This is a genomic window from Streptomyces sp. NPDC045956, from assembly GCF_056430705.1.
Map to the genome: position 1 here is coordinate 220,160 of NZ_JBWKKZ010000012.1, position 17,658 is coordinate 237,817.

Genomic DNA, 17,658 nt, shown 5'->3' on the forward strand with positions numbered 1-17,658 from the left:
CACATGGACGACCTCGACGACATGGACCACCGGATCGTGACGGCGCTCAGAGCCTGCGGCACGGACCCGCGCGTGGCCGGTGCCGCGCGTGCCCTGTCCTGGGCCGGGGAGCACGGAGCGCTGTGGCTCGCGGCGGGCCTCGCCGGAGCCGCCGTGGACGGCGCGCGACGCGGCGCCTGGCTGCGCGCAGCGGCGCTCACCGCGGGCGCTCACCTCGTCAGCATGGGGGTCAAGCGGGTCGTGCGCCGCCCGCGCCCCACCCACGTGGTGCCGCTGGTGCGCACCGCCGGCCGGCACTCCTTCCCCAGCTCCCACGCCGCCTCGGCCGCGGCGGCCGCCGTCGCCTTCGGCGCGCTGGGCATCGGCGCCGTCCGGCCCGTCGCCGCCGCCGTCTGCGTCTCCCGGCTGGTCGCCGGCGTCCACTACCCCTCCGACGTGGCGGCGGGCGCGGCCCTCGGCGCGCTCACCGCCCGGCTCGGCGCCGACTGGATGCGCGGAGGCACCCGTGACTGAGACGGCGGTCCTGCGGCAACGCGCCCCCGAACAGCGGCCCGACCCCGCCCCACCCGGCCGCAAGGGGCTGCTGCCCGGCCTGCTCAGGACGGCGCGCCCCCGCCAGTGGATCAAGAACGTCCTGGTCGTCGCCGCCCCCGCCGCCGCCGGCGAGCTGTTCTCCCGGCACACGCTGGGCCGGCTCGCCCTGGTCTTCGTCCTCTTCACCGCCTGCGCCGCCGCCGTCTACCTCGTCAACGACGCCCGGGACGCCGAGGCCGACCGCGCCCACCCCGTCAAGCGGCACCGCCCGGTCGCCGCCGGACAGGTCCCGGTACCGGTCGCCTACGCCGTCGGGGGCGCCCTCGGCGTCCTCGCGCCCCTCGCCGCGGCCTGGCTGTGCCCGCCGGCCGTCGCCGCCCTGCTGACCGCCTACCTCGCGATGCAGCTGGCGTACTGCGTCGCCCTCAAGCACGTCCTCGTCGTCGACCTCGCCGTCGTCACCACCGGCTTCCTGATGCGGGCCATGATCGGCGGCCTGGCGCTCGGCATCCCCCTGTCGCGGTGGTTCCTCATCACCACCGGCTTCGGCGCGCTCTTCATGGTCTCCGCCAAGCGCTACTCCGAAGCCGTCCAGATGGCCGGGAAGGCGGGCGCCACACGGGCGCTGCTCACCGAGTACACCACCGGCTACCTCCGCTTCGTCTGGCAGCTCGCGGCCGGCGTCGCCGTCCTCGGCTACTGCCTGTGGGCCATGGAGGAGGGCGGCGTCCCGCACACCAGCGTCCTGCCCTGGCGCCAGCTGTCCATGGTCGCCTTCATCCTCGCCGTCCTGCGCTACGCCGTCTTCGCTGACCGCGGCACCGCCGGCGAGCCCGAGGACGTCGTCCTGCGCGACCGCGCGCTCGCGCTGATCGGGGCGGCCTGGATCGCGATGTACGGCCTGGCGGTGGCCGACTGGTGACCGCCCGCACCCCGGGCACCCGACGCGAACTGGCCGGCTTCGCCGCCGCCGGTCTCCTCGCCTACGCCGTCGACCTCGGCCTCTTCACGCTGCTGCGCGGCCCGGCCGGCCTCGATCCGCTCACCGCCAAGACCCTGTCCTTCCTCGCCGGCTGCTCGGTCGCGTACGCGGGCAACGCGCTCGGCCCCTACCGCCACCGCCGCCCGCGCGGACTGCGCCCGTACGCCGTGTTCTTCGCCGTGAACGCCGCCGGCGCGGCCGTCCAGCTGCTCTGCCTGGCGATCAGCCACTACGGCCTCGGCCTCACCTCGCAGCGGGCCGACACCGTCTCCGGGGCGGTCGTCGGCATGTTCCTTGCCACGCTTCTGCGTTTCTGGGGCACAAGGACCCTGGTGTTCCGCACCGGTCCCGCGACCGGCGGCGCAGCGGGATCATGGAACGAGGGAACCGGGGGCAGGGTCGGATCATGGACTGGCTGAAGAAGCTCCCCGTCGTGGGCCCGTGGGTGGCACGGCTGATGACCACGCACGCCTGGCGCTCCTACGAGCGGCTGGACCGCGTGAAGTGGACGCGGCTGGCCGCCGCCATGACCTTCACCAGCTTCCTCGCGCTCTTCCCGCTGCTCAGCCTCGCCGCGGCCGTCGCCGCCGCCACGCTCGGCAAGGAGCAGCAGGACAAGCTCCAGGACAAGATCGCCGAGCAGATCCCCGGCATCTCCGAGCAGCTGGACATCCAGGGCCTGATCGACAACGCCGGCACCGTCGGTCTCATCTCCGGCGCCCTGCTGCTGTTCACCGGCATCGGCTGGGTCGACGCCACCCGGGGCTGCCTGCGCGCCGTCTGGGAGCTGCCCGACGAGGAGGAGAACCCGGTCATGCACCGGGTCAAGGACGGGGGCGTCCTCGTCGGTCTCGGCGGTGCCCTCCTGGTCACCGTGGGCATCTCCACCGTCGCCTCGGCCCTCGTCGGCTGGATCATCAGCCGGCTCGGCATCCCCGAGGGCGGCTTCGGCGGGGTGCTGCTCTACATCGCCGCGTTCGCCGTCGCCGTACTCGCCGACTTCCTCCTGCTGCTGTACGTCCTGACCCTGCTCCCCGGCGCCAAGCCGGAGCGCCGCCGCCTGGTGGTGGCCGCGCTGATCGGCGCGATCGGCTTCGAACTGCTGAAGCTGCTGCTGAGCGGCTACATGCAGGGCGTCGCCGGGAAGAGCATGTACGGCGCCTTCGGCGTCCCCGTCGCCCTGCTGCTGTGGATCAACTTCACCTGCAAGCTCGTGCTGTTCTGCGCCTCCTGGACGGCGACGGGCAGCAAGGAGCAGGAACTCGGCCAGGAGGACGGGGACCAGGACGTCACGGGCGGGTCCGGCGACGGACCAGGTCCGGCAGCGGCCATTTCCGGTTGATCAGGAACACGCCGCCCGCGAGCAGCACCAGCAGCCCGCCGGCGATGCCGGCCGCGACGCCGACCCCGCTGGAGCCGTCGGCGGTCGGCGCACCCGCCACCGGCTTGGTGCCCGCCGCGCCCTTCCCGGTGCCGCCGGCCTCCCCGACGGCTGCGTCGCCCGGCTCGGGGCTCGGCTGCGCGGCGCTCCTCGGCGGCACCAGCTCACCGACCGGTTCCACCTTGCCGGCCGCCTTGAAGCCCCAGTCGAACAGGCGGGCGGTCTCCTTGTAGACCTCGTTGTGCTCGTCCTTCGCCGGGTTCATGACCGTGACCAGCAGCACCTTGCCGCCCTGCTCGGCCACGCCGGTGAAGGTGGAGCCCGCGTTGGTGGTGTTGCCGTTCTTCACGCCCGCGATGCCCGGGTAGACGTCCAGGTCCGAGTCGCCGGACAGCAGCCTGTTGGTGTTCTGGATCTCGAAGGGCTCGCGGGACGTCTTGCCCTTCTTGTCCTTCTTCGTCTCGCCCGGGAACTTGGCGCTGACCGTCGACGCGTACTCGCGGAAGTCCTTCTTCTGCAGCCCGGAGCGGGCGAACAGGGTCAGGTCGTACGCGGAGGAGACCTGCTCCGGGGCGTCGTAGCCGTCGGGGGTGACGACGTTCGTGTCGAGGGCCTGGAGTTCCTCGGCGTGGGCGTTCATCTCCGCCACGGTGCTCTCGACGCCGCCGTTCATCGCGGACAGCACGTGCACGGCGTCGTTGCCCGAGCGCAGGAAGACGCCGAGCCACAGGTCGTGGACGGTGTAGGTCTCCTCCTCCTTGATGCCGACCATGCTCGACCCGGCACCGACGTCCACCAGGTCGGAAGGGACGACCTTGTGCCGGGTCGACTTGGGCCACTTCGGCAGCAGCGTGTCCGCGAACAGCATCTTCAGGGTGCTCGCCGGGGCCAGCCGCCAGTGCGCGTTGTGTGCGGCGAGCACGTCGCCGGACTCGGCGTCGGCCACGATCCAGGAGCGGGCGGTGAGGTCCTTCGGCAGCACCGGCACCCCGCCCGCCAGTGCGACCTGCGTGCCGGGCTTCCCGAGCCGCGCGCCGCCCACGGTCGACATCGACGCGGGCGGGGTGGCCGACGGGCTCGCCGAGGGATCCGGGGCGGCCAGTGCGCCGGGGGTGAGGGCGGCGAGAGAGGTCAGGGCGGCGGAGGCAACCGTCAGGGCGCGCCGGACGGTCTTCTTGGGTGCGGGCACGAGCGAGAACGTACCGCCCGCGACCGGCCCGGACCTAGTCCCCTCCCCACCCCGTGCACGGTTCCGGACACGGGGCGGCGATACTGAAGCCATGAAGCTCAGCCGCCCCGTCTCCTGGTTCCTGCTCGCTTTCGGGGTGTGGAGCTGGATCATCTGGATCACTTTCGTCAAAAACCTGGTCAAGGACGGCAGCGGGCTCGCCTTCGAGGACGGCGACCCGACGGCGTACTTCTGGGTGCACCTGCTGCTCGCGGTCGTGTCCTTCGTATTGGGGACGGTCGTCGGGGTCATCGGGTTGCGCGGTCTGCGCGCACTGCGCCGAACGTCATAGGCGTCGAGGACGTCACAACTGAGGGGAATCGACGGCATGGTGGTCGTCTTCGCGCTCGTCGCGCTGGCCGTGGTGAGCGTCCTCGTCACGGCCAACTGGTACATGTGGCGGCGCCTGTTCCGCGACACGACCCGCGCCCCGGGCGTGGTGCGCCGTGTCGGCGCGGTGGTGATCGCCGGCGGCTGGGTGCTGGCGGTGGCCGCGCTGGTCGCCGAGCGCGCGGGCGCCCCCTTCTGGCTGCAACGCGTCCTGGCCTGGCCGGGCTTCCTGTGGCTGGCCCTGTCGATGTACCTGCTGCTGGCGCTGCTGGTGGGCGAGGTCGTCCGGCCGCTGCTGCGCCGGTTCCTGGAGCGGCGGGCGGCCCGGCGGACGGCCGCGGGGGAGGCGGCGCCGGACGCGGACGCCGAGCGGATACCGGCGGGGACGGCCCCGCGCGAGGGGGCCGCGACCGAGGGGGCCGTGACCGAGGGGGTCGCGCCCGCCTCCGGGCGGGGCGCCGCCCCGGACGCCGGCCCGGCCGGCACCACGCCCGCGCCCGACGCCGGCTCCGGCGGCCGGCCCGAGAGCCCGCTCGCCCTCCCCTCCCGCCGTCTCTTCGTCTCCCGCGTCGTCGCCGGCGCCGCCGCCGCGGCGGCCGTGGGGACGGTCGGCGCCGGCACGTACGGCGTGCTGAACGGCCCGACGGTGAAGCGGGTCACCGTGCCGCTGGCCAAGCTCCCGCGCGCGGCGCACGGCTACCGCATCGCCGTGGTCAGCGACATCCACCTCGGCCCGGTGCTCGGCCGGGGCTTCGCGCAGAAGGTCGTCGACACGATCAACGGCACGCAGCCCGACCTGATCGCCGTCGTCGGCGACCTGGTCGACGGCAGCGTGAAGGACCTCGGTCCGGCGGCGGCCCCGCTGGCCCGGCTGCGGGCCAGGGACGGCGCGTACTTCGTCACCGGCAACCACGAGTACTTCTCCGGCGCCGAGCAGTGGGTCGCCGAGGTGCGGCGGCTCGGCCTGCTCCCGCTGGAGAACGCCCGCACCGAGCTGCCCCACTTCGACCTGGCCGGCGTCAACGACGTGGCGGGCGAGGAGGAGGGCCAGGGCCCCGACTACGCCCGGGCCCTCGGCGACCGGGACCGGGCCCGCGCGTGCGTGCTCCTCGCCCACCAGCCGGTGCAGATCCACGACGCCGTCGAGCACGGCGTCGACCTCCAGCTCTCCGGGCACACCCACGGCGGCCAGCTCTGGCCCGGCAACCTCATCGCGGGCGCCGCAAACCCGACCCTGGAGGGCCTGGAGCGCTACGGCGACACCCAGCTCTACGTCAGCCGCGGCGCCGGCGCCTGGGGCCCGCCCACGCGCGTGGGGGCGCCCTCGGACGTCACGGTGATCGAGCTGGCCTCACTGCGGGCCTGAGGGTCCCGGCCCGGCGGCGTCCTCCGGGGGCGCCGCCCTCCGCGCCGGGTCCGGCAGTGCCTTGGTCATCCCGGGCAGGAAGTCCGTGAACAGCTCGTGCACCTCGCGCACCAGCGGGCGCAGCACCCGGAAGCGGGCCAGGGCCACACCCCGCGCGGTGAGCCGGGCGCCGCGCTCGGCGAGGCGGTAGCTGCGCTCGCGCCCCTCGGTCCGGTCGAAGATCCAGTACAGGACCAGGCCCATCTGGGAGAGCCACATCAGCTCGGGGAGGATGTCCCGCAGTTCCGCGGGCACCTTGGTCCTCGTCCCGGCCAGCACCGAGCGGTGCACGCTGATGGCCTCCACGCGCGCGTGCTCCGACTCCGGGGAGAAGGGGCTGAGCGGGCTGTCCGGGTCGGCCGCGTTCTTGAAGAACTGCACCGCGAACTCGTGGTACGGCGTGGCGATGTCCAGCCAGACCTTCAGCACGCCCGCCAGCCGCGACTCCAGGTCGCTCTCCCTGGCCAGCACCTCCCGGACCGCCGCCTGGTGCTCGGCGGCGATCCGGTCGTAGAAGCCCTGGATCAGGTGCTCCTTGCCGGCGAAGTAGTAGTACGCGTTGCCGACGGAGACCCCGGCCTCCTGGGCGATGGCCCGCATGGTGGTCCGGTCGTAGCCGCGTTCCTGGAACAGCCGCATGGCCGTCTCCAGGATCAGCGCGCGGGTCTGCTCGGACTTGCTGAGGGGGGCACCGTCGTCGGGGCCGTCGTTCTTCGCAGGCACGGGACCAGAGCCTAACGAGTGGCGCAGGTGCCGTCGTCACAGCCGGGTCCCGCGTACCTCCACCCGTGGCCCGGCTCGTAGACCCAGCCGTCGGCGCGGCGGTAGCCGTTGCCGCCCCACCGGCCCGCCTGGCGCCACTTGGCGGCGGCCAGCACAGCACCCCTGGCCAGCTTCGCCCCGGCGGGCGTGCCCAGCCGGTGGGCGAGCGGCCGGTGCTCGCGCAGCGCCCACAGGACGACGATCCAGGCGGCGGCGCCCCGGTACACCTGCCCGGCGTCGCCGACCACGGTGACCTCCTCCAGGGAGGTGCCGTGGTCGAGTCCGGGGAAGCGCCGACGCGCCTGGTCCGACCCGGCCGGCACCAGCTCCAGCGGCACCAGCCGCGGCTGCCGCAGCAACCAGTCCCGCACGTGGGTGCACAGGGCGCACTCGGCGTCGTAGAGGACGGTGAGCCGGCGCACGGGGGCGCCGGCCGTTCCGGGAGCGGGAGCCATCGGCTCAGGCCCCGGCCGTCGGGGCCACCCAGCCCTGCGGCGGGACCGGCGGCACCTGCTCCCGCTCCATCACCCCGCGCCGCCGGATGCGGTTGAGCACGTACACGTTGCCGAGGTGCATCACGCCGAGCACCAGCAGCACCACGCCGAGCTTCGTCGACAGGGCCTCGAAGACGCCCCGGGTGTCGGCGATGGTCTCGTCGCCGCTCAGGTAGAGGGCGACGAAACCGAGGTTGACGAGGTAGAAGCCGACCACCAGGAGGTGGTTGACGGCGTCGGCGAGCTTCTCGTTGCCGTGCAGCACGTCGGCGAGAAAGACCCGGCCGTTGCGGCTGAGCGTGCGGGCCACCCAGATGGTCAGACCGATGCTGACCAGCAGGTAGATGACGTAGGCGATGACGGTGCGGTCCATGCCCCACCCCTTCTTGAACGCGTTCAAAACGCTGACGGGGATGACTCTAGACCTGTTTTTGAACACGTTCAAGCGGGGGTCGGAGAGGGGTGGCGTGGGAGGGGCGGGGGTGACCTCGGGGGTGGGGCGGCTTCAGGGGCGGCGGGCCAGCTCGGGCCGTTTGGAGTAGTCCGTGAGGCCGATGACGTTGCCCCAGGGGTCGGCGAACTCGACGGTCCAGCCGGTGGCGACGGAGAAGGGCTCGTCGAGCGGCTCCAGCCCTGCGTCCCGCAGCGCCTGGGCGGCGGTGCGGGCGTCCGACACCTCCAGCCACACCCGCGCGGCGGGCCACAGCGGGGGCCGCCGCCCGAACTCCTCCTCGGCCCGCAGCAGGATGCCCGGGGTCTCGCCGCCGGCCTTCAGTAGGGCGATCCCGGCCTCGTCGAGCCGGAAGGCGACCGGGAAGCCGGCCCGCTCGTAGAAGTCGACGGCCGCACCGAGGTCCCCGACGGGCAGCAGGACGTTGTCGAACCCGAGCAGTTCGTACGACTCATGATCTGACATGACGTCACATTAGGTGTGCGGGGCGCGAACCGGTCGCAACCGGCGGCGGGGCGGCGGCGCGGTCACTCGCCCGGGCGGACGGCCCCGGGGGGTCCCGACTTCTCTTTGCCGTTCCGGTCCTGCAATATGACCGGCAGTTTCCCGCGACGTCCAGGAGTGACACCACTGTGAGCGAGCAGCCGCAGCAGCCGTCCCAGCCGCCCGGTTACGGCTACCCGAACCAGGGCTCCGACCAGGCCGGCCAGGCCGGTCAGGCAGGCCCCTACGGCTACCCGCAGGGCGCCTACCAGCAGCCCGGCCAGCAGCCGCCGCCCGGCGGTTACCAGGCACCGGGCTACCAGCCGCCGCCCGGCTACTACGCCCCCGACCCCAACGTGCCCTTCGGCTACGACCCCTACGGCCGCCCGTACTCGGACAAGTCGAAGATCGTCGCCGGCATCCTCCAGCTCTTCCTCGGTTCCTTCGGCATAGGCCGCTTCTACGTCGGCAACGTCGGCATGGGCATAGCCCAGTTGCTCACCTGCGGCGGACTCGGCTTCTGGGCGCTGGTCGACGGCATCATCTACCTGGTCAGCAACGACCGTACGGACGCCCAGGGGCGGATCCTGCGTGGCTGACGCGACGCGTCCCGCACCACCCGGGGCGCGGCGCCTGATCCGGCACCCCGCGGCGGCACCCCTTGCGGTGCTCGCCGCGGGCGTCGCGGGCGCCGCGTACCTGTGGGGCACCGACCCGCACGAGTCCGGGCACCTGTTGCCCCAGTGCCCCTTCCGCCTCGTCACCGGGCTGCTCTGCCCGGCCTGCGGCGGCACCCGCATGACGTACGACCTGATGCACGGTCACTTCGCCGCCGCCTGGCTGGACAACCGGGCCCTGCTGCTGGCCGCGCCCCTCGCGCTGGCGCTGTGGGGCCGCTGGACGGTCGAGGGGCTGCGCGGCCGCCGCTACCGGCCGCGGATCGCCCCGTGGGCGCAGGCGCTGATCCTGCTCACGGCGGTGGCCTGGACGGTCGTCCGCAACGTCGTGTGAGCGGAGTCCGGGTGAGCCGGGGTCACGCGGGCAGGCATCACATGAGCGAGGATCACGAAATGGGAACGTTGGATCATAATATTTCCCAACCGCCCCGCCCGTCTCCTACGCTTCGTCACGCACAGGGGGGGACGGCCACGTCACTGACGTGAGCCGCCGTGCGTCGAGCGTGCGATCAGCGGTGTTCCCTCCTGGGCCGCCGGGGCCTCCCGCCCCGGTCCGTCCCACGTCTTCCAGGAGCACCACCATGACCGTCCCCCCGAACGCCGCCGCTCCCTACGGTGTCGACCCGCAGGGCCGTCCGTACTCGGACAAGTCGAAGATCATCGCCGGTATCCTCCAGCTCTTCCTGGGCACCCTGGGCATCGGCCGCTTCTACGTGGGCTCCGTCGGCGTGGGCGTGGCCCAGCTGCTGACCTGCGGTGGCCTCGGTGTCTGGGCGCTGATCGACGGCATCATGTTCCTGGTCAGCAACGACCGCACGGACAAGGAAGGCCGCCCGCTGCGCGGCTGACACCCCGTCGCCCGGGCGGCTCGGCCGCCCGCGACGCGACGCGGAACGGCCGAGGGCCCCGATCGACGTGATCGGGGCCCTCGGCCGTGGCGGTCGCCGGCGTCAGAAGCGGCGCGTGATGAGCGCCCGCTTCACCTCCGCGATCGCCTTGGTGACCTCGATGCCGCGCGGGCAGGCGTCCGTGCAGTTGAAGGTCGTGCGGCAGCGCCAGACGCCGTCGCGGTCGTTCAGGATCTCCAGCCGCTGCTCGCCGGCCTCGTCGCGCGAGTCGAAGATGAAGCGGTGGGCGTTGACGATCGCCGCCGGGCCGAAGTACTGCCCGTCGTTCCAGAACACCGGGCACGAGGACGTGCAGGCGGCGCAGAGGATGCACTTCGTCGTGTCGTCGAAGCGCTCGCGGTCCTCGGCGGACTGGAGACGCTCACGCGTCGGCTCGTTGGTGTCCTTCGTGATCAGGAAGGGCATCACGTCCCGGTACGCCTGGAAGAACGGCTCCATGTCGACGACCAGGTCCTTGAGGACCGTCAGGCCCTTGATGGCCTCGACCGTGATCGGCTTCTCGGGGTTGATGTCCTTGATCAGCGTCTTGCAGGCGAGCCTGTTCTTGCCGTTGATCCGCATGGCGTCCGAACCGCAGATGCCGTGCGCGCAGGAACGGCGGAAGGTGAGGCTTCCGTCCAGGTCCCACTTGATCTTGTGCAGCGCGTCGAGGACGCGCTCCTTCGGGTCGATCTCCAGCTGGAAGTCTTCCCAGGCCGCCTCCGCCGAGACCTCCGGGTTGAACCGCCGGACGCGGAAGGTGACCGTGATGTACGGGGAGTCGGCGAAGCCGGGCTCGGGGGCCTTCTCGCTCTTCTCCATGACAGGGGTAGCCATCAGTACTTACGCTCCATCGGCTGGTAGCGGGTCTGGACGACCGGCTTGTAGTCGAGCCGGATGGACTCGGCGCCGTCGTCGCCCACCTCGCGGTACGCCATGGTGTGGCGCATGAAGTTGACGTCGTCGCGGTTGGGGAAGTCCTCGCGGTAGTGACCGCCGCGCGACTCCTTGCGGGCGAGCGCGGACACCGCCATGACCTCGGCCAGGTCGAGCAGGTTGCCCAGCTCCACGGCCTCCAGCAGGTCGGTGTTGAAGCGCCGGCCCTTGTCCTGGATGGACACGTTCCGGTAGCGGGCGCGCAGCTCGCCGATCTTCTCGACGGCCGTCTTGATCGTCTGCTCGGTGCGGAACACCATGACGTTGGCGTCCATGCACTCCTGCAGCTCGCGGCGCAGCTCGGCCACCCGCTCGGTGCCGGTGGAGGCGCGCAGCCGCTCGATCTGCTCGACGACCAGGGACTCCGGGTTCTCCGGCAGCTCGACGAAGTCCGCCTTCTGGGCGTACTCGGCCGCCGCGATGCCGGCCCGCTTGCCGAACACGTTGATGTCCAGCAGCGAGTTGGTGCCCAGGCGGTTGGCGCCGTGCACCGAGACGCACGCGACCTCGCCGGCCGCGTACAGGCCCGGGACGACGGTGGTGTTGTCCGCGAGGACCTCACCCTCGACGTTGGTCGGGATGCCGCCCATGGCGTAGTGCGCGGTGGGCTGGATCGGGATCGGGTCCGTGTAGGGCTCGATGCCGAGGTAGGTCCGCGCGAACTCCGTGATGTCGGGCAGCTTGGCGTCCAGCTGCTCCGGCGGGAGGTGGGTGAGGTCCAGGTAGACGTGGTCGCCCTCGGGACCGCAGCCGCGGCCCTCGCGGATCTCCGTGTAGATGGAGCGCGAGACGACGTCACGGGACGCGAGGTCCTTCATGACCGGCGCGTACTTCTCCATGAAGCGCTCGCCGTCCTTGTTGCGGAGGATGCCGCCCTCACCGCGGGCGCCCTCCGTCAGCAGGATGCCCATGCGCCAGATGCCGGTCGGGTGGAACTGGAAGAACTCCATGTCCTCCAGCGGCAGTCCGCGCCGGTACACGGCCGCCTGGCCGTCGCCGGTCAGCGTGTGCGCGTTGGAGGTCACCTTGAAGAACTTGCCGGTGCCGCCGGACGCGTAGATCACGGACTTCGCCTGGAAGACGTGGATCTCGCCGGTCGCCAGCTCGTAGGCCACCACACCGGCGGACTTCCTGACGCCGTCGACCTCGGTGATCAGCTGGTCCAGGACGTAGAACTCGTTGAAGAACTCCACGCCCTCCTTGACGCAGTTCTGGTACAGCGTCTGGAGGATCATGTGACCGGTGCGGTCGGCCGCGTAGCAGGAGCGGCGGACCGGGGCCTCGCCGTGGTTGCGGCTGTGACCGCCGAAGCGGCGCTGGTCGATCGTCCCGTTCGGCGTCCGGTTGAACGGCAGGCCCATCTTCTCCAGGTCGAGGACCGAGTCGATGGCCTCCTTCGCCAGGATCTCCGCGGCGTCCTGGTCGACCAGGTAGTCACCGCCCTTGACCGTGTCGAAGGTGTGCCACTCCCAGTTGTCCTCCTCCACGTTGGCCAGCGCGGCGGCCATGCCGCCCTGCGCGGCGCCCGTGTGGGAGCGGGTGGGGTAGAGCTTCGTCAGCACGGCGGTGCGGCTGCGCTTCGTCGACTCGATGGCCGCGCGCATGCCGGCGCCACCGGCGCCGACGATGACGGTGTCGTACTTGTGTACCTTCATGATTTTCGCAGCCCCGTGCCTAGCGGATGTTCGGGTCGAAGGTGAAGATCACCAGCGTGCCCAGCAGGATGGTGAACACCGTGGCGGTGTAGAGCAGGCCCTTGAGCCACAGGCGGGTGTTCGGGCGCTCCGCGTAGTCGTTGATGACCGTGCGCAGGCCGTTCGTGCCGTGCAGCATCGCGAGCCAGAGCATCAGGAGGTCCCAGACCTGCCAGAACGGCGAGGCCCAGCGGCCCGCCACGAAGGCGAAGCCGATCTTCGAGACGCCGCCGTCCAGCACCAGCTGGATGAGCAGGTGCCCGATGACCAGGACGACCAGCACCACGCCGGACAGGCGCATGAACAGCCAGGCGGCCATCTCGAAGTTGCCGCGCGTGGACCTCGGGGACTTCTTGGTCCGCTTGCGGGGCGGCTCGATCAGCGGCGCCGGGTTGTCCACGGTGTAGACCGAGGCGCCCGCGCCCTCGACGGGGCCGATGCCGGAGGGGGTGGTTTCAGTGGTCGACATGTGCGTCAGCTCCCGAACAGTTCACGAGCGGCGTGGCCGAGGACGGGGTAGATCGCCCCGACCATGAGCACGACCCACAGGGCGACGACGGTCCAGAGCATCTGCTTCTGGTAGCGGGCGCCCTTGACCCAGAAGTCGACGGCGATGACACGCAGGCCGTTGAGCGCGTGGAACAGGATGGCGGCGACGAGGCCGTACTCCAGCAGCGCGACGATCGGCGTCTTGTACGTGGCCACGACGGTGTCGTAGGCCTCGGGGGACACCCGCACGAGAGCGGTGTCCAGCACGTGAACGAACAGGAAGAAGAAAATGAGGACGCCGGTGACTCGATGAGCCACCCAGGACCACATTCCTTCCCGGCCGCGGTACAGCGTTCCAGCCGGCACGGAAGTTTCCTCCGGGAGCGGTGATTGGGGCCGCGCCGGCTTTCCTTGTCGGTCGGGCCCGGCCGGGTACGGTCCACCGGCCCCCAGCATCGTAGCGACGGTTGCCTGCGGCGCTTACGGGGGGCCTGCTTGTGTGATCAAAGTTGCACTCAAAGGAGCAGTGGGGTGACCGCGGGCGGCTACCGGGCCGGGGACTCCGGCGGGCGCGCCGGGTGCGGGCCGTCCGTGTCCGGCCGGGCCTGCGCGGCGCGGCCGCCGGGGACGCCGCCCCGCGTCCCGGTGAGCCGGGTCAGCCGGCCCCTGGCCAGGAGGCGCAGCTCCTCCAGCGCGACCAGCCGTTCCTCGTCGGGATCGTTCACCAATCGTGACCGGATGCCGGTCAGCACGTGGTCCACGGCCTCGTCCGCCGCCAGGCCGTCCAGGCAGATGGCGAACACGTGCCCGAAGCGCGCCTCGTACGCCGCGTACCCCGCGCCCAGGGCGGTGTGCGCCGCCGCGTACGTGTCCTCGGGGAGCGGGGGCAGCGTCTCCGCCGCCAGGGCCTCCGCCAGATCGTCCGGGGACAGGTCGTAGGCCGCCTCGTCCGCGGCCGCCAGCAGGGACGGCAGGTCGGGATAGGGGCGGTGGGAGGTCAGGCGCTCGGCCCACCAGGCGCTGTTCAGGCAGGTCAGGAGCGTGGCGACGGCCTCCTCGGCCGGGGCGGTGTTGAAGCGCTCCAGTGAGGAGGGCGGTACCGGTGCGGCGCGGGTTTGCACCGGTACCGGTGGGGCCACTCGGCCGGGGAGGTCGGGAAGACGGTGCGCAGGCAGCGTGGGTCCTCGTGGGCGTCACGTGTGTGTCGGCAGGGGATTGTGCGAAAGATGTGGCGTCACGTTATCGAGTGACGGCATGGCGTGTCCGTCCGATGCCCGAATTTCACCTGAACGGGAGAGTTTCAGAACATGTGGTGGACGCATGGCGAGGCTCATGACCCTAGGTTGGCGATGTGAGCGAGCACGCACGCCGGTCACCGGCGCACAGAGTCAGGCAGCGGGCCGTGATCGCCGGCACGGTGGTCGCCGCCCTCGGCGTGGGAGTGGGCCTGTGGGCCACCGACGGTGACGGGGACGGCGGGGCCGGGGCCCCGGCGGCGCGGTCCTCCGGCGAGGCGGCCGCACCCGCCACCTCGCCCAGCCCCAGCCGCTCCTACGCCCTGTCGAAGGAGCCGCGCACCATACCCGCGGTGCGCGAGCACACCCCGGCCCGCGGTCCGGGCTGGCAGCCCGAGAAGGCGCACCGCGTCGTCGTCGCCGACCCCGGCCTCGCCGACGAGGGGCGTCAGACGGCCGCCGAGCTGGGGCTCACGTACGCCGGCGAGCAGGACGACCAGCGCGCCGGGGACCTGCTGCTGGACGTCCGGCAGGAGAAGGGCGCGAACCCGGAGTCGTACACCATGACCGTGCGGGACGGCCGCGTCACCGTCACCGGTCCGGCCGAGGCCGGCGTCTACTACGGCACCCGGACCCTGAAGCAGGCCGTGGACGGCGGCTCCGCCGCGCCGGAGGGCGTGGTGAAGGACGAGCCGGCCAAGCCGAAGCGCGGCTTCTCGCTGGACATCGCCCGCAAGCACTACGACGCCGACTGGATCAAGGACCGGATACGCGAGCTGGGCGACCTCAAGTTCAACGAGCTGGGCCTGCACTTCTCCGACGACCAGGCCTTCCGCATCGAGTCCGACTCGCACCCCGAGATCGTCTCGGACGACCACCTGACCAAGGCCGAGATGAAGGAGATCATCGATCTCGCCGCCTCGCGCCACATCACCGTCGTCCCCGAGATCGACTCGCCCGGCCACCTCGGCGCCGTGCTCGCCGCCCACCCGGACCTCCAGCTGCGCAACGCGCAGGGCACGCCCACCCGCGGCGCGATCGACATCTCCAAGCCCGAGGCCGCCGAGATCGTCGACGACCTGCTGAACGAGTACGCCGACCTCTTCCCCGGCAGCCAGTTCCACCTGGGCGCCGACGAGTACCAGGCCCTCGTGGTCTCCGACCCCGAGGCGTCCTACCCGACGCTGGCCGCCGCCGCCCGCAAGGCCTACGGCTCCGGCGGCACCGTCGCCGACCTCACCACCGGCTGGCTCAACGGCCGCGCGAAGACGGTGCAGGCCCACGACCGCGTCCCGCGCGCCTGGAACGACGGGTTCTTCAAGGACACCTCCGTCGAGCCCTCGAAGGACATCAAGGTCGCCTACTGGACCGGCAAGGAGATCGGCGCCCGCCCGCCCACCGAGTACCTCGCCGAGGGGCGCCAGGTCATCAACTACAACGACGAGTTCCTCTACTACGTCCTCGGCGAGCCGCAGACCTTCGTCTACCCGACCGGCGAGCGCATCTACGAGCAGTGGACCCCGCGTGTCATCCGCGGCACCACGCCGGTCGACGCCCGGTACGACGACCAGATCCTCGGCGGCAGCTTCGCGGTCTGGGGCGACATCCCGAACGCCCAGACGCAGGCGCAGGTCGCCGCGGGCATCCGGCTGCCGCTGGCGGCGACGGTCCAGAAGCTGTGGGACCCGGGCGAGCCCGAGCTGTCCTGGGCGGAGTTCAGGTCGCTGGCGGACCGGCTCGACTGAGCCGGTCCGCCCCGGGAGCCGGACGCCCGGCCGGGACGGGAGTTGCCGGATACGGCTGCGCACTCCCGTACGGCTGTGGTGGTCTGGGCGAGCCGAACCGAGACGCCGGGGGGACCGGGACATGGGCTACTGGGGGTACTACGTCGTGGGCCGCGCCGAGCGGCCGCTCGCGGAGCTGGAGGCGCTGTCGGGCGCCGCGGGCATGACCCTGCGTCGGACGGCGCCGGACGGCTGGCAGGTGTGGGAGTTCCCGGGCGGCGACGGAGACGTCGGGAACATGAACGACCTGGCCGAGCAGACCGGCGCGCCCGCGCTGTTCGGGTACGTCATGGACAGCGACTGCGTGGTCGTGGAGGCCGCGGCGCCGGAGAGCGGGGCGTGGACGACCTGTCTGGCGCGGTCCGCGATGGCCGGGTACCTGGGTGCCGAGAAGAAGGGGCTCACGCTGGAGGACTACTTCCTGGAGCCCCGCGACGCCGCCGAGCGGGCCGTCGCCTGGGCCGCCGAGGCGGGGCGCACCGCGGACGCCGGGGAGTTGGCGGAGGTGCTGTCGGCGGACCCGGACCCGGCGGCCGGTCCGGTGGCCGAAAACCTCTTCTTCCGCTTCCTCGACCGACTGGGCGCCGTGCCCCTGTGACACTCCCGGCCCGTCGCACGCAGTAAGGGAAAGTGCGGGCTCCGTGCTGGTGGGCGGGCCGGAGCGGGAGCGACAGAGAGGCACCGGATGAGCCTGGTGGAACTGATCACGCGGGCCGACGCGCGCGGACTCGCCGGGAGCGGACTGGCTTGTTTGGATCGTTGCGTCCCCCTGCTGGACGGCGACGACGAGGTCCTGAGACCGCTGTGGGCGGCCCTCGCCGAGACCGGCGGAGACGCCGACGAAGCGGCCGACGGCGGGGACGGCTGGGCCCAGGGGCTGGCCCGGGTGCGCGAGCGGCTCGCCGGCCCCGACGCCGCCGGCGAGGACGAGGCGGTGCTGCTGGTCCGCCGGATGCTGGCCGCCGCGCCGGACACGTGCTCCGGCGCGCGGATACGGGTGTGGGCCGACGCCTGTTCGGTCGCCTCGCTCCGCGTCCACCGGCTCCTCGACCCCGTCGCGGACCCCGGCGGCGGCCTCGGCCGGGAGAACTCCGCGGGCGGCCGTGCGCAGGACCGTACGGAGGGACTCTCCCCGCTCGTCGCCGCCGAACTGCGCCGCCAGATCATCGTCCTCGAGGTGCTCGCCGGTCACGGCCCCGCCGGGCTGCGCCGGGCCGTGGAGGTCTCCACGGAGGGCCGCCGGGTGCTGCGCGCGGTGGTCTCCCGCCGGGCCCGCGGGCGGGACTGACCCGCCGGCCGCCTGTGACCGTCGTGCGGGGAAGGCGCGGCGGCGGTGCGGCGGACGTGGCGGACCTGGGGCGGTCCTGCGCCGGTTGCGGAACGGGCGGCGGACACGTGTGACGAAACGCCGCCCGGCGGCGCTCTAGCCGATGTGACTACTGTGACCAGCGGATTGACGACCCAGCAGGAGAACCGGCCGTCGGCCGCCGCCAAGCCGGTGCGGTGGGCGGCGGACGCGGTGGCCACGATGCGCGAGGGCGCCCGGCTCCGCCTGGACTACTCCGCGCAGAGCCTGTGGCGGGTGGACCGGGTGATAGACGGCATCCGGCGCGAGGGACCGCCGTACGCCGCCGTGGAGACGGCACTGCGCGGACTCGGCGCCTACGCGGGCGAGGTGATCGTGCGCCGGAGTGGCGGCGAGTGGTGGGCCGCGGGCGGGGACCACTGGGTGCGCACCCCCGACGGCCGCCTGTGGGACCCGATCGACGAGGCCCGCCGCTGCTTCGCCGGCGACGGTTCGCTGCGGCTGCTGTGCCGGGACGCGACGGCGGACGGCTGACCGCGGCCGACGGACCCGCGGTGCCCGGACGTCGCAGGGGGCGTGCCGGTCCCGGCGCGTTTCCTG

23 protein-coding genes are annotated in these 17,658 nt (G+C 72.4%); 13 read left to right on the forward strand and 10 right to left on the reverse strand.

Features of this window, described 5'->3' with window-relative positions; translation table 11 throughout:
- The first annotated feature begins 3 nt into the window (after positions 1-3).
- Genes AC07FV_RS28730 through AC07FV_RS28745 form a run of 4 tightly spaced genes read left to right on the forward strand, consistent with a single transcriptional unit; the run spans position 4 to position 2,858 of the window.
- Positions 4-513, forward strand: a complete 510-nt coding sequence (locus AC07FV_RS28730) for a phosphatase PAP2 family protein (RefSeq protein ID WP_479090265.1) — start codon at positions 4-6, stop codon at positions 511-513.
- Positions 506-1,456 carry a decaprenyl-phosphate phosphoribosyltransferase gene (locus AC07FV_RS28735; protein WP_479090266.1) on the forward strand — a complete coding sequence of 317 codons (951 nt, stop codon included), beginning with the start codon at positions 506-508 and terminating at the stop codon, positions 1,454-1,456. Before AC07FV_RS28730 ends, AC07FV_RS28735 begins: the two co-directional genes overlap by 8 nt.
- The gene (locus AC07FV_RS28740; RefSeq protein ID WP_479090267.1) at positions 1,453-1,935 is read left to right on the forward strand and encodes a GtrA family protein; all 483 of its coding nucleotides are present in this window, start codon (positions 1,453-1,455) and stop codon (positions 1,933-1,935) included. Before AC07FV_RS28735 ends, AC07FV_RS28740 begins: the two co-directional genes overlap by 4 nt.
- Entirely contained in the window at positions 1,923-2,858 is a 936-nt protein-coding gene (locus tag AC07FV_RS28745) for a YihY/virulence factor BrkB family protein (protein WP_479090269.1), read from the forward strand. Before AC07FV_RS28740 ends, AC07FV_RS28745 begins: the two co-directional genes overlap by 13 nt.
- On the opposite strand, the gene AC07FV_RS28750 is transcribed toward AC07FV_RS28745, so the two are convergent.
- Complete coding sequence (locus tag AC07FV_RS28750; protein ID WP_479090270.1) at positions 2,806-4,086, reverse strand: D-alanyl-D-alanine carboxypeptidase family protein; 1,281 nt, start codon at positions 4,084-4,086, stop codon at positions 2,806-2,808. The genes AC07FV_RS28745 and AC07FV_RS28750 overlap by 53 nt on opposite strands.
- Before the next feature lie 91 nt (positions 4,087-4,177).
- Between AC07FV_RS28750 and AC07FV_RS28755 the strand changes: the two genes are divergently transcribed.
- Both AC07FV_RS28755 and AC07FV_RS28760 read left to right on the forward strand, forming a co-directional pair.
- Positions 4,178-4,417 carry an SCO4848 family membrane protein gene (locus AC07FV_RS28755; protein WP_053135976.1) on the forward strand — a complete coding sequence of 80 codons (240 nt, stop codon included), beginning with the start codon at positions 4,178-4,180 and terminating at the stop codon, positions 4,415-4,417.
- A 36-nt stretch (positions 4,418-4,453) separates the two neighbouring features.
- Positions 4,454-5,821, forward strand: a complete 1,368-nt coding sequence (locus tag AC07FV_RS28760; protein ID WP_479090272.1) for a metallophosphoesterase — start codon at positions 4,454-4,456, stop codon at positions 5,819-5,821.
- On the opposite strand, the gene AC07FV_RS28765 is transcribed toward AC07FV_RS28760, so the two are convergent.
- The 4 genes from AC07FV_RS28765 to AC07FV_RS28780 all read right to left on the reverse strand — a co-directional run bounded on the left by AC07FV_RS28765 (position 5,807) and on the right by AC07FV_RS28780 (position 8,032).
- Entirely contained in the window at positions 5,807-6,583 is a 777-nt protein-coding gene (locus AC07FV_RS28765) for a TetR/AcrR family transcriptional regulator (protein WP_479090274.1), read from the reverse strand. The two genes, AC07FV_RS28760 and AC07FV_RS28765, sit on opposite strands and share 15 nt — an antisense overlap.
- Before the next feature lie 11 nt (positions 6,584-6,594).
- Positions 6,595-7,077: a thiol-disulfide oxidoreductase DCC family protein gene (locus AC07FV_RS28770; RefSeq protein WP_479090275.1), complete on the reverse strand. Its 483-nt coding sequence runs from the start codon at positions 7,075-7,077 to the stop codon at positions 6,595-6,597.
- Positions 7,078-7,081: 4 nt separating this feature from the next.
- The gene (locus tag AC07FV_RS28775; RefSeq protein WP_356601976.1) at positions 7,082-7,489 is read right to left on the reverse strand and encodes a hypothetical protein; all 408 of its coding nucleotides are present in this window, start codon (positions 7,487-7,489) and stop codon (positions 7,082-7,084) included.
- Positions 7,490-7,621: 132 nt separating this feature from the next.
- On the reverse strand, positions 7,622-8,032 hold the full coding sequence (locus AC07FV_RS28780; RefSeq protein ID WP_479090276.1) for a VOC family protein: 411 nt from the start codon (positions 8,030-8,032) through the stop codon (positions 7,622-7,624).
- Between the two features lie 167 nt (positions 8,033-8,199).
- Between AC07FV_RS28780 and AC07FV_RS28785 the strand changes: the two genes are divergently transcribed.
- The 3 genes from AC07FV_RS28785 (at position 8,200) to AC07FV_RS28795 (ending at position 9,575) form a co-directional block, all read left to right on the forward strand.
- On the forward strand, positions 8,200-8,649 hold the full coding sequence (locus AC07FV_RS28785; RefSeq protein ID WP_356601979.1) for a TM2 domain-containing protein: 450 nt from the start codon (positions 8,200-8,202) through the stop codon (positions 8,647-8,649).
- Positions 8,642-9,061 (forward strand): DUF2752 domain-containing protein, encoded by a 420-nt coding sequence (locus AC07FV_RS28790; RefSeq protein WP_479090278.1) that lies wholly within the window; start codon positions 8,642-8,644, stop codon positions 9,059-9,061. Before AC07FV_RS28785 ends, AC07FV_RS28790 begins: the two co-directional genes overlap by 8 nt.
- 247 nt (positions 9,062-9,308) lie before the next feature.
- Positions 9,309-9,575 carry a TM2 domain-containing protein gene (locus AC07FV_RS28795; RefSeq protein WP_356601983.1) on the forward strand — a complete coding sequence of 89 codons (267 nt, stop codon included), beginning with the start codon at positions 9,309-9,311 and terminating at the stop codon, positions 9,573-9,575.
- 102 nt (positions 9,576-9,677) lie between these two features.
- On the opposite strand, the gene AC07FV_RS28800 is transcribed toward AC07FV_RS28795, so the two are convergent.
- From AC07FV_RS28800 to AC07FV_RS28820, 5 genes are all read right to left on the reverse strand, one after another.
- Positions 9,678-10,451, reverse strand: a complete 774-nt coding sequence (locus AC07FV_RS28800; RefSeq protein WP_479090280.1) for a succinate dehydrogenase iron-sulfur subunit — start codon at positions 10,449-10,451, stop codon at positions 9,678-9,680.
- Positions 10,451-12,205, reverse strand: coding sequence for a succinate dehydrogenase flavoprotein subunit (sdhA, locus tag AC07FV_RS28805; protein WP_383641201.1), 1,755 nt, complete (start codon positions 12,203-12,205; stop codon positions 10,451-10,453). Before sdhA ends, AC07FV_RS28800 begins: the two co-directional genes overlap by 1 nt.
- A gap of 19 nt (positions 12,206-12,224) precedes the next feature.
- Complete coding sequence (locus AC07FV_RS28810) at positions 12,225-12,713, reverse strand: succinate dehydrogenase hydrophobic membrane anchor subunit (protein WP_479090282.1); 489 nt, start codon at positions 12,711-12,713, stop codon at positions 12,225-12,227.
- A 5-nt stretch (positions 12,714-12,718) separates the two neighbouring features.
- The gene (gene sdhC, locus AC07FV_RS28815; RefSeq protein ID WP_079030355.1) at positions 12,719-13,099 is read right to left on the reverse strand and encodes a succinate dehydrogenase, cytochrome b556 subunit; all 381 of its coding nucleotides are present in this window, start codon (positions 13,097-13,099) and stop codon (positions 12,719-12,721) included.
- A 179-nt stretch (positions 13,100-13,278) separates the two neighbouring features.
- Complete coding sequence (locus AC07FV_RS28820; RefSeq protein ID WP_479090283.1) at positions 13,279-13,854, reverse strand: 2-oxo-4-hydroxy-4-carboxy-5-ureidoimidazoline decarboxylase; 576 nt, start codon at positions 13,852-13,854, stop codon at positions 13,279-13,281.
- A gap of 281 nt (positions 13,855-14,135) precedes the next feature.
- Between AC07FV_RS28820 and AC07FV_RS28825 the strand changes: the two genes are divergently transcribed.
- The 4 genes from AC07FV_RS28825 to AC07FV_RS28840 all read left to right on the forward strand — a co-directional run bounded on the left by AC07FV_RS28825 (position 14,136) and on the right by AC07FV_RS28840 (position 17,592).
- Positions 14,136-15,713 (forward strand): beta-N-acetylhexosaminidase, encoded by a 1,578-nt coding sequence (locus tag AC07FV_RS28825; RefSeq protein ID WP_479090369.1) that lies wholly within the window; start codon positions 14,136-14,138, stop codon positions 15,711-15,713.
- Between the two features lie 121 nt (positions 15,714-15,834).
- On the forward strand, positions 15,835-16,350 hold the full coding sequence (locus AC07FV_RS28830) for a hypothetical protein (RefSeq protein ID WP_479090284.1): 516 nt from the start codon (positions 15,835-15,837) through the stop codon (positions 16,348-16,350).
- Positions 16,351-16,437: 87 nt separating this feature from the next.
- Positions 16,438-17,040 (forward strand): hypothetical protein, encoded by a 603-nt coding sequence (locus tag AC07FV_RS28835; protein WP_479090286.1) that lies wholly within the window; start codon positions 16,438-16,440, stop codon positions 17,038-17,040.
- 165 nt (positions 17,041-17,205) lie between these two features.
- Complete coding sequence (locus AC07FV_RS28840) at positions 17,206-17,592, forward strand: hypothetical protein (protein WP_356602963.1); 387 nt, start codon at positions 17,206-17,208, stop codon at positions 17,590-17,592.
- Positions 17,593-17,658 lie beyond the last annotated feature (66 nt).